7 protein-coding genes and 1 pseudogene are annotated in these 9,635 nt (G+C 70.5%); 2 read left to right on the top strand and 6 right to left on the bottom strand.

The genetic code is table 11. The features are described 5' to 3' along the window. Positions 1-84: 84 nt before the first annotated feature. Positions 85-258 (top strand): annotated as a pseudogene (locus ACFV9M_RS37670) (transposase domain-containing protein); the annotation flags it as partial. A 10-nt stretch (positions 259-268) separates the two neighbouring features. Continuing rightward, entirely contained in the window at positions 269-1,573 is a 1,305-nt protein-coding gene (locus ACFV9M_RS37665; protein WP_385075468.1) for a transposase, read from the top strand. Between the two features lie 615 nt (positions 1,574-2,188). Here ACFV9M_RS37665 and ACFV9M_RS37660 read toward each other — a convergent pair. The 6 genes from ACFV9M_RS37660 to ACFV9M_RS37635 are packed head-to-tail and all read right to left on the bottom strand — an operon-like array spanning position 2,189 to position 9,609. Then, entirely contained in the window at positions 2,189-3,145 is a 957-nt protein-coding gene (locus ACFV9M_RS37660) for a GNAT family N-acetyltransferase (protein WP_385075465.1), read from the bottom strand. Further along, on the bottom strand, positions 3,129-3,818 hold the full coding sequence (gene gntA, locus ACFV9M_RS37655) for a guanitoxin biosynthesis heme-dependent pre-guanitoxin N-hydroxylase GntA (protein ID WP_385075462.1): 690 nt from the start codon (positions 3,816-3,818) through the stop codon (positions 3,129-3,131). The genes ACFV9M_RS37660 and gntA overlap by 17 nt, the downstream gene beginning before the upstream one ends. Further along, on the bottom strand, positions 3,815-5,359 hold the full coding sequence (locus tag ACFV9M_RS37650; protein ID WP_385075460.1) for an FAD-binding protein: 1,545 nt from the start codon (positions 5,357-5,359) through the stop codon (positions 3,815-3,817). Before ACFV9M_RS37650 ends, gntA begins: the two co-directional genes overlap by 4 nt. Positions 5,360-5,376: 17 nt before the next feature. Continuing rightward, entirely contained in the window at positions 5,377-6,150 is a 774-nt protein-coding gene (locus ACFV9M_RS37645) for a TIM barrel protein (RefSeq protein ID WP_385075458.1), read from the bottom strand. A gap of 13 nt (positions 6,151-6,163) precedes the next feature. Next, the gene (locus tag ACFV9M_RS37640; RefSeq protein WP_385075455.1) at positions 6,164-7,324 is read right to left on the bottom strand and encodes a phosphotransferase family protein; all 1,161 of its coding nucleotides are present in this window, start codon (positions 7,322-7,324) and stop codon (positions 6,164-6,166) included. Next, positions 7,321-9,609 (bottom strand): beta-ketoacyl synthase N-terminal-like domain-containing protein, encoded by a 2,289-nt coding sequence (locus ACFV9M_RS37635; RefSeq protein WP_385075454.1) that lies wholly within the window; start codon positions 9,607-9,609, stop codon positions 7,321-7,323. The genes ACFV9M_RS37640 and ACFV9M_RS37635 overlap by 4 nt, the downstream gene beginning before the upstream one ends. Between the last annotated feature and the right edge of the window lie 26 nt (positions 9,610-9,635).

Raw genomic sequence — 9,635 nt, 5'->3', positions numbered from 1 at the left:
TCGGTGTCGTACTCCGGCCGCACCTCGGCGACCATCCGCACCGCACGACGGCGCAGCTCAAGCGGGTAAGGGGAAGGACGTGCCATGACTCGATCTTTTCATGAAATCGAGTCTCCATTCGAGCCGGGGCGGTTCACCTCGCGGGTCGGCGTCTACTTCCTCCTGGCGATGTGCCTGTTTCCCGAGGTCGGCTTCCGGCTGGTCTGGGACAAGCTGACCGCCGGTCTGTCGGGGATGGTGATCGTCTGCCCGAGCACGAAAGCGTTACGTGAATCTGCGCCGCAGACTCGGCAGCGCGCCGGTGCGGGCGTCGTTCGAGGTGCTGGCCGGGCCGTTGGCCCGGCCGACCACGCCGGGGGTACGGTTCGGCCCGTATCGGACGGTGTCGTTCGACGGCTGCAGCTCGATCAAAGTGCCCGACAGCGAGCGCGACCGGGGCTGGTTGGGGCGGTGCCCGCACGGCGGCTATCCCCAGGTCGAGCTGATGACACTGGTCGAGACCGGTACCCGAGCCGTGATCGGAGCGGTCTTCGGTCCCACCCGGGAGGGCGAGACCTCTTACGCCACCAGGTTGTTGCATCATCTGGGCCCCGAGATGCTGGTGCTGTGGGACCGGGGCTTCGACGCCAACGACTTCCTCGCCGCCGTGCACGCCACCGGTGCACGGATCCTGGGCCGCATTCGCCAGCGCCGGCGCCCACCAGTCCTGAAGCCGCTCGCTGACTCCTCCTACCTGTCGGTCATCGGCGGCGTCCCGGTGCGCATCATCGAGGCCCGGGTGAACGTCATCTGCACGGACGGCAGCACCTTCGAGGGCTCCTACCGCCTGGCAACCACGCTGCTGGATGCCCGCCGTTACCCCGCCGACCGCCTCGTGCACCTCTATCACGAGCGTTGGGAGCACAAGAGCGCCTACTACGCGCTCCGCCACACCATCCTGCACGCACGAATCCTGCGCTCTCACGATCCAGCCGGCGTCGAGCAGGAGATGTGGGCTCTGCTCACTCTCTACCAGCTTCTGCGTCGCACCATGGTCGAGGCGGCGGAGTCCCAGCCGGGCACCGATCCCGACCGCTGCGGCTTCACCATCGCCTTCCAAACTGCTCGCGACCTGCTGGTATGCGCGGAAGGAGTCTTCGAACAAGGCATCGGGGAGATCGGCCGGCGAGTCCTGTCGGCGCTGTCGCCCACGCGGCGGTCCCGTGTCAGCACCCGCAAGGTGAAGTCACCCATCTCCCGTTACGCGGAAAGGAAATTGGACGGCCGCCCCGACGGCAGCAAGGTCGTGACCTCGACGACGATCACTTTCCTGCCGCCCCCACCGCCACAGCCCGCACTGCCCGCGACGACCGGCCGGGAGAACACCGGCAACCGCATGGCACGTGTCCTGACCATCCTGCAGGCAGAGCCCGAACGGCTGTGGCGATCAAGAGAGATCGCTGAACTCCTCGGCGACGTCACCCTCGCCGCCACCTATCGCCAACTCGCCCGCTGGACCGAGAGAGGAATGATCAAGAGAGTCCGCACCGGCCGCTACGCGGCAATCACGCAGATGGCGACCCCCCTTGCGTGACCAGCGGAAACGCTAACTACCCGGCCGTGGGGGAACTTCACCCGGAAGTGAGCCCCTCATGGCGGACACCCAACTCACCCGCCTGCGCATCCGGCTGCTCGCAACCGCCTACGCCAACGCGGACTTCTGGACGCGCCGTGCAGCCTTCCTCACGGACCAGGCCCTGGCCGCGCTCACACGCCGCGACCCCGCTGCAGCCGAAGACCTGGCCACACGACAGGCGGCACCGGAATTCCTCCACGACACCCAGACCCTGGGTGCGGCCGTGGAGGCTGGCATCGACACCGCCCACTGGGAGGAACGGCGCGCGGAGATGCAGGCCCGAACCCGCGAGGCCCCGCAACGGTCCGCGAAGTCTGACGCGGACGCGGGCCAGACGCCCGGGCACCGCGATGTGGGGGCGCCGCATGAGCGCGGCCCCGGCCGTGCCCGAGGGCGACTGGATCCGCGGCCTCAGCATCAGACAGCCGTACGCCGCCGCTTCCTCGCCGGGGCAAAGACGATCGAGAACCGGTCCCGGCCGTGGCGGCTGGGCGGGGTGCTGCTGCACGCGAGCGCGACCGTCGACCGCCCTGCCCTGTGCCTCCCGCTGGTCAGCCGCACGATCCGGCGCTGTCAACGGGGGATCCGTCTGCATTCCACAGGAATGGGGCAACCGGAGACCGGAGACTCCCCGGGCGGCACGTCGTGCTCCGAGTACCGCACGGCTCGCAGCGGCAAAGCCTCTGGAAAGCCGTCGTCGCTCAGGACCGGTTCGTCACCGTCGTAGGCCAGCGAAAGCGACGGGTCGGCCAACGCGCGAATGCGCACGATTAGTTCGGCCTCGTCCCCGGTCACCCTCGGCGGGATGGCCTGGGTGGGGACCGGCCGGAAGCCGAGACGGGCCTTGAAGTGAAACAGCCCGGGTTGCACAGTGTGCCCGAAGAGGGACGGATCGTTCCCCAGGGAAGCCCAGGTGAGCCGTCGGTGCCGCGCGGCCTCCAGGGCCGTCGAGTAGAGCACGCGCGAGAGCATTCCCTGGCGAGCGCCGTCATCGACGGCGGAGAACCTCAGCTGCACCATGGCCTGGTCGGGGCGCAGCCATCCCAGACATCCGCCCACCAGTCGGTCGCCAGCGTACGCGTGGACCGCGAGAAGCGAGTCGAGCCGGCGTGCCAGTTGACGTTGCTGACGGCGCGCGTAGTTGACCCCCCGCTCCATGCGGGCCACCTGCCGGTCGTACAGCTCCAGGAAGTGCAGCAGATCGCGCTCCGTCACCTCTTCGAGCACGACCAGCTCGATGCCGTTGGCCTCTGCACGGCGTGCGGCCTGCCGGATGCTCTGCCTCTCCTTGAGGGGAAGCCGGCTCAAGAACGTCTGTTCCGAGTCGAGGAGTGGTGCCATCCAGTTCACCCAGACCGGCTTCACGAGGAAGCCGGCGGCCTCGAGCTTCCGCCGGTGCTCGAGCGAGGTGAGCCGCACCTTGACGAGGTCGACGTCCACCGACGGATCGTGCCAGTTGCGCCCCAGCGCTTCGTCGAGGCCCACCCGCGCGATCTTCACTCCGGACGGGTCGTCAGTGACCGTGGCCATGGGGCGTCTCCCCTTCCGGCATGTCGACGGGACACTTCCAGCCCTCGGGGACCGCGCGGCCGGAGAACTGGGCGACACGGGGCCGCAGCAGCGACGGGTTGACCGAGCCCTGCAGGCGGCGGTCCCGCGACCGGATCTTGTCCTGCATCGAGGTGTAGCTGCCTGCCTGCCGCAACGGCGCCATGTGCGAGAGGGCGTTGAAGACCAGGGTGGGCCGGCGGAACGTGCGCGCAGCGCGGGAGGCACCCGGGTGCATCCCGACGACGAAGAAGTTCCGGTGCCCGAAGTAGAAGCCCGGGTCGCTGACCGCGTCCTCCTCCTGATCGGCGCCAGCCGGGCCGTCGGCACACCCGCCCGTCCGGTCGGCCGACCGCATGCCCCGCAACTGCTTCCACAGGAGCGCCTCGAAGTCCTCCTCGCCGAGTCCGTCCGGGCCGTCGAACGCCGCGACGTGCACGGCCACCGGGTGGCTCTGCTCGGGGAAGTCCGTGACGAACCGCGTCAGGTCCCCGGCACACTCCGAGACCGCTGCGGCCGACCCCAGCCGCGGGTACCACCCGAAGCGGTACTGGCCCCGCCGGAGTGCCGAGGCACCACCCAGGCAGGGGAACGTGCCGCTCAGCACCAGTGCACGGAACTCTTCGTGTACCGCGTGCGCCTCCTCCGTCGTCACGCCGCAGGCTCCTCTTCCGCCGGCCGGGCCAGCTTTGCCGCCAGCCGGTGTACCAGGGCGAGGCTGGTGAGCGTGGGGTTGGCGGCTCCCAGCCGGGGGAAGACCACCGGCCCCGCAGCGAAGAGGCCATCGACCGCCCGGAACTCCTGGTCCTCGTCGAGCAGCCGGCCGATGGGCAGCGTCCCTCCCTCGTGGTCCTCGGTGCCCAGGGAGTTCGCCCAGGTGACGGGTTGACCGGGTACGAGGGTCCGCACAAACTCCTCAAGGAAGACGGAGTTGTCGTGCCCGGGGGCGTCGTAGTCGTCGAAGACGAGTTCGACCGGGCGGGCTCCGGTCAGCTCACAGAACTCCGTGTAGACCAAGCGCAGAAGACGCCGCTGAGCGTCGAGGAGAAGCCGGTCGTCGGCCGACGGCACGGAGTGCACCAGCGTCTCCCACGGGAACGACGGGGTCGGCGTGCAGGCGACGTAGCTTTCCGGTCCCGGCAGTTGCTCGCCCATCGCCCGAATGTCCACGACCACTGCGTCGTCGGCCCGGCGGTGTACGTCGAGGAACAGGTTGGAACGGGTTGCCGCGTCGGTGGGCGCGCAGTAGGAACCCGGCGGGACCACCTTGAGCAGGCGCCGGGCGCAGTCCCCGTCGAGTCGCAGGGAGACGCCCTGCACGATGTGGTCCGCCAGGCCGGTCAAGCGGGCCGTGGCCGGCTCGGTTGTGCGGTACAGCGCCTGAATCGCCAGGCGGCTGGACTCTAGCGTCCCGGCGCACAGCACGACCTGCTCCGCGGCGATCTGCACTTCCTCCTCCGTGTCGTCAGCCCGTACGACGACGCCGTGCACCGTGCCGTCGCGCACCACCACGTTGATCACCTCCACCTCGGTGCACAGGCGGACCCCCGGCAACGGGGCACGGCGAGCACCGGACTCCGCATCCCACCAGTGCTCCATCGGGGTGTACGCCCGCCACCGTCCCGAGTCGTCGGCACCGGTGTCCTCGACGCGGGCCAGGGGCGTGGGCAGCCATCCGGTCCCGCCGACCGTGATCGGCCTCGGAGCAGGCCTCACCGCACCGTCGCCGGGCGGCCCGCCGTGCGTTCGCCGCCACTCGTCGAGCATGGTGGCGACGCGCCGGTAGAGCCCCGGGCCCTCCTGCCATCCGTCGCGGAGGTCGGAGACGACCCGCGCGGGCCACCACGGCGGGGCGAACGCCCAGTCTTCCAGCGGAAGCATCACGCCGTACCAGTAGAGGGAGCGGCCGCCGAGCCGCCTGCGGATCCCGGACGTCCCCTCGTAGTGCGGCGCGGTGATGGAGTGCCACGGCCGGTGGAAGTACGGATCGGCCCCGAGGCCGAGCCACATCCGCAGCGCCTCCTCGGGCGGATGGATGCGGTTTACGTGGCGCGGGTCGTCGACGGGCCCCGCCTCCAGGACCACGATGTCGCGGGCGCCCCGTCGGGACAGCTCCTTCGCTAGTTCGAGCCCGGCGAAGCCGCCCCCCACGATCAGTGTCCGGCACCGGGACGGCAGGTCGTTCTCCCTGGACATGGTGTTCCTCCTCCCCATCACGGTTGTACGGCTCGCGCGTCGAAGATGTCGAAGGCCTGTTGGAGCGCCTTCACTGGATCCCCGCGCGGGATGAACTCGTGTCCCACGAACCCGTCGTAGCCCCACGCGCGCAACGCGTCGGCGATCGCCGCCCAGTTGACCTCCTGCTGGTGGTCCAGCTCGTGGCGTCCCGGTACGCCGGCCGTGTGGAAGTGACCGATGCGATCGAGGTGCGCCTCGATGGTGCGCAGCAGGTCACCCTCCATGAGCTGCATGTGGTAGACGTCGTAGAGGATCTTGAGGCTGCCACTGCCCACCCGGTCCACGACGGATGCGGCCCAGTTCGTGGAACGGCACTGGTGCTCGGGGTGGTCGACCTTGGTGTTCAAGGGTTCCAGGAGAAGTCCGACGCCAGCCCGCGCGGCCTCCTCCGCCAGCGGGGCGAGTGCTTCGGCACACGCAGCCACGGCCTGCTCGTCGTTCAGGGAGCCCTGGTCGCCTGACATGACGGACAGGTGGCGCACCCCCTCCGCATGGGCCAGAGCGATGGAGCGTCGCACCTGCTCGCCGAGTTCGGCGTGACGGGTGGGGTCGTTGAAGCCGTCCTCGATGGTTGCGTGCCCGTCGACGACGACCAGCTCCAAGCCCAGAGCGCGTGCGCGCGGCCAGAGCTCCCGCGGCAGGAAGTCCACCCCCCTCATCCCCACTTCGGCGGCGCGTTCCAGCAGGTACGGAACCTGGTGACGGGCCTCGGCAAAAGACCACCAGGCGAAACTCTGCGCATACGTCACGGTGGGACTCCCCTCAGAGATCAACGGAATCAAGGGCCTCGACGAGATGTGAGACCCACAGGTGGACCAGCCGCACGAGCTCCGGGTGGGCGCCGATCGAGTCGGTCATCAGCCGGTACGTCTCCAGTTGGTGCGCCGCACCGAGGACCGCCGCGAAGCGGGACGCCTCGGTGAGGATCCGGTGAGGCAGTACGGCCGACCACGCTGCGGCGAACTGCCGCTCCGCCTCGGCCCGACGGGTGTCGTCGGCGGTCATCAGGGGCCGGGCCAACTCGACGAACGGATGTGCCACGCATCCGTCGGTCCAGTCGATGATCTGCCAGCGGTCCCCCGTCCAACGGGCGTTCTCCGGCTGGATGTCGCCGTGCACGAGCGTGTCCGGCACACCCAGGTCCATCACGGCCGCGACCACCGCCTCCAGCTTCGCCAGCCGCTGCGCCAGACCGTCCCGTTCCGCTGGTGACAATGGGTGGGTGCGCCTCAGGAGCCCGGCGACGGCGCCCGGCACGGTGTCGGGTCCCCGGTACGGGCAGCCCAGTTTCAACAGCTCCTCGGCGCGGCCGACGGAGGCCTGCTGGACGCGCGCCACGGCCGCGATCACGTGCTCGGCCGGCTGCCCCCGCTCGGGGGCCATCTCCTCCGCGAGGAGCCAGGCGTTCCCGAAGGCCGGTACCCCCGGAGCCTGCCGCGGGACCGCTTCGCTCACCCAGTGGGCGAGCGCGCCCTCGTGTCCGAACACGTCCGGTACCGCTTTGAACCACAGGGGCCGGGTGTCGGTGACGACACGCAACACAGCCGAGACGTCCCAGTGCCGCACCTGTCGCGGCCGGCCGACCCGGGCGGTGCCCAGCCTGCCGAGTTGCTCGTCGACCAGCGCGAGCATGCGCCCGTACCAGCCGGGGAGCTGCCACCAAGGACCGCCGAAGGACGTGTCCGGTGTGCCGGTACCAGGCGGAGACGAGGGCAGCTCCTCGACGTCGACCGTGTCACCGTCCGTGACGCGTAGCAGGGCCACGTCCAGGCCGAGTTGCTCCCGGACGGCCTCGACGACGCGCCAGGGTGTGGCCTGGGTCCCGTGGTCGATCCGGACCCGCGGCAGCTCCTCCCGGTAGGCTCCCCGGGACGCCCGCCACGTCGAGCGGATCCGCACGAACACGTCCTGGGCCGCGCTCATGAACCGCCTCCCCCGCGTACCGCGCCCCGCGGTACCACGTACGGCCGCCGCGCGTACGGGTAGTGCGGTAGTGGCACCCTGCCCGTGGCTCCCCAGCGGGGAAGCTCCTCCCAGGCGACGTCCGTCCCGTGCACCCACACATGGGCGAGCGCGTCGAGCACGGCGTCCCAGGGGTCCTCGTCGCCGGAGTGCGGCAGGAGTCCCACCGCGCGCTGCCCGGCGCCGTCCACGCCGTACGCCTGCCACGGCGCCGATGCCGTGCCGACCGCTCCACAGACCACCCAGAGCGAGGGGGCATCGGGCCCCGCGCCTTTCCCGGGCGCCGGGGACACGCGGGGCTGCTGCGCCGCAGCATCGCTGCCGAGGCGGGGGCCCGCCTCGGCGCACAGCGAGCGCACGGCTTCCGCCAGGTCCGTCGTGCCCAGGACCGTGGCGGCGAGCAGTGCCCCCGCGCCCCGGCCCACGACGCGGGCGGGCCGGACACCGCACTCCAGCAGCATCCGTCCGAGCGCGTACTCGGCGGCGAAGAGGGTCGCCGTCCGTTCGTCCGCGCCGCCGCAGTGGCCGAGGCACTCGTCGACGGCCGTAGCGAAACCGGCGTGACGCTCCCGGAGGTCGGCGATCCAGCCCGTTCCGCTTTCCCCGGTCCCGGTGGCGCCTGGGAAGACGAGCACGACGGGGAGAGTCGTGCCGTCTCCACGGGCTGTCACGGCCGCGGTCGGGTCGGCGAGCGTGTCCGCCGCGTGTTTCACGGTCCTGGCACGCAGCGCCGCGCGCACTGGGAGGGCCCTTCGACCGACCTGCGTGGTGAAGGCGACGTCCGCCAGCCGGTGGCCCGAACCGCCCAGCGCGGCGGCGAGGTTCCGCCGCACGGTGCTCTCGGCGTCCTTGTCGCAGGCGGACCACAGAAGGAGCTGTGACTCCGCGGTGCCCTGGTCGGTCTCCCCGGTGCTTCGTTGACCACCAAAGGGTGACCGGGACTCGGGTCCTTCTTCCACGACCAGGTGGGCATTGGTCCCTCCGAAGCCGAAGGAGCTGACCCCGGACAGGCGTGGTCGTTCCGGGGTCCTGGGCCACTCCAGCAGCCGGTCGGCCACGCGGAACGGCGTCTTCTCCAGTTCCAGCAGGGGGTTCGGGGTTCGGAAGCCGGCGACCGGCGGAAGTGCCCCGTGATTCAGGGCCAGGAGCGTCTTGATCAAACCGGCCACGCCGGCGGCCGGACCAAGGTGACCGATGTTCGACTTCACCGACCCGACGACGCAGCTCCCGGCGGTCGATTCGCCATCGGCCAGCGCGCTCAGGGCGTCCTTCAGCCCTTGGATCTCGACGGGGTCCCCCACCTGTGTGGCGGTCCCGTGCAGCTCCACGTAGGAGAGTCCGGCCGGGTCGACGTCCGCCACGGCAAGCGCCTCAGCGATTACCCTCCGCTGTCCCTCCACGCTAGGGGAGGTGAAGGTCGCGCGCTGCGCACCGTCGTTGTTGACGGCCGACCCCCGGATCAGTCCCCAGACCGTGTCACCGTCCGCCAGTGCCTCGTCGAGGCGTTTGAGGACGACCACACCGCCGCCGCTGCCGAAGACCGTGCCGTCGGCAGCGGCGTCCAAGGGCCTGCACACGCCATCGGAGGACTCCACTCCGCCCCGTACGTGGCGATAGCCGAGCCCGTAGGGCATCTCGATCTGCACGCCGCCCGCCAATGCGATGTCGCATTCGCCCGCGCGCAGCGCCTGGGCGCCCATGTGCACGGCGACCAGCGAGGAGGAGCACGCCGTGCGGACTGGGATGCTGGGGCCGGTCAGCCCGAGCCGATACGAGACGAACGACGTCAGGTAGTCGGCGTTGTTGGCGAGCGTGATGCCGGTCTCTCCCAAAAGCGGGTACAGCCCTGGGTCGGCCCGGAGGTGGTCCTCCGCGTAGCGGTCGTCGGCGCAGCCCGCGTACAGGCCGATCACGTCGTGGTGTCCCGGGACGTGTCCGGCGTTCTGCAGGGCGCTGGAGCAGAGCTCCAGCAGGAGCCGGTGCTGGGGGTTGCGCACCACGCACTCCCGCTCCGACATGCCGAAGTACCCACGGTCGAGACCCCAGGGGTCGTCCAGCAGCGGCCGAGCGCGCACGTAGCCCGGCCGCCGGATCTCCTCGGGATCCGCGCCGGCCCCGAGGAGATCCTCCTCGGACAGACGGTGGATGGAGTTGCGCCCTGCGACGAGGTTCGTCCAGAACTCCTCGGTGTTCGCGGCATCGGGCAGCCGTGCGGCCAGACCGATGACCGCGATCGGATCACTCATTCCTCACGGTTCCTTCGGTAGCTCTT

This window comes from Streptomyces sp. NPDC059895 (assembly GCF_042731035.1).
GTDB lineage: Bacteria > Actinomycetota > Actinomycetes > Streptomycetales > Streptomycetaceae > Streptomyces.
Note: the sequence above shows the minus strand (reverse complement) of the source record. Positions and strands in the feature narration are given on the sequence as shown.

Excerpts from the sequence above, each read along its gene's own strand:
- ACFV9M_RS37660 (WP_385075465.1), bottom strand. The coding sequence starts at position 3,145 with ATGGCCACGGTCACTGACGACCCGTCCGGAGTGAAGATCGCGCGGGTG.
- ACFV9M_RS37650 (WP_385075460.1), bottom strand. The coding sequence starts at position 5,359 with ATGTCCAGGGAGAACGACCTGCCGTCCCGGTGCCGGACACTGATCGTG.
- ACFV9M_RS37640 (WP_385075455.1), bottom strand. The coding sequence starts at position 7,324 with ATGAGCGCGGCCCAGGACGTGTTCGTGCGGATCCGCTCGACGTGGCGG.
- ACFV9M_RS37635 (WP_385075454.1), bottom strand. The coding sequence starts at position 9,609 with ATGAGTGATCCGATCGCGGTCATCGGTCTGGCCGCACGGCTGCCCGAT.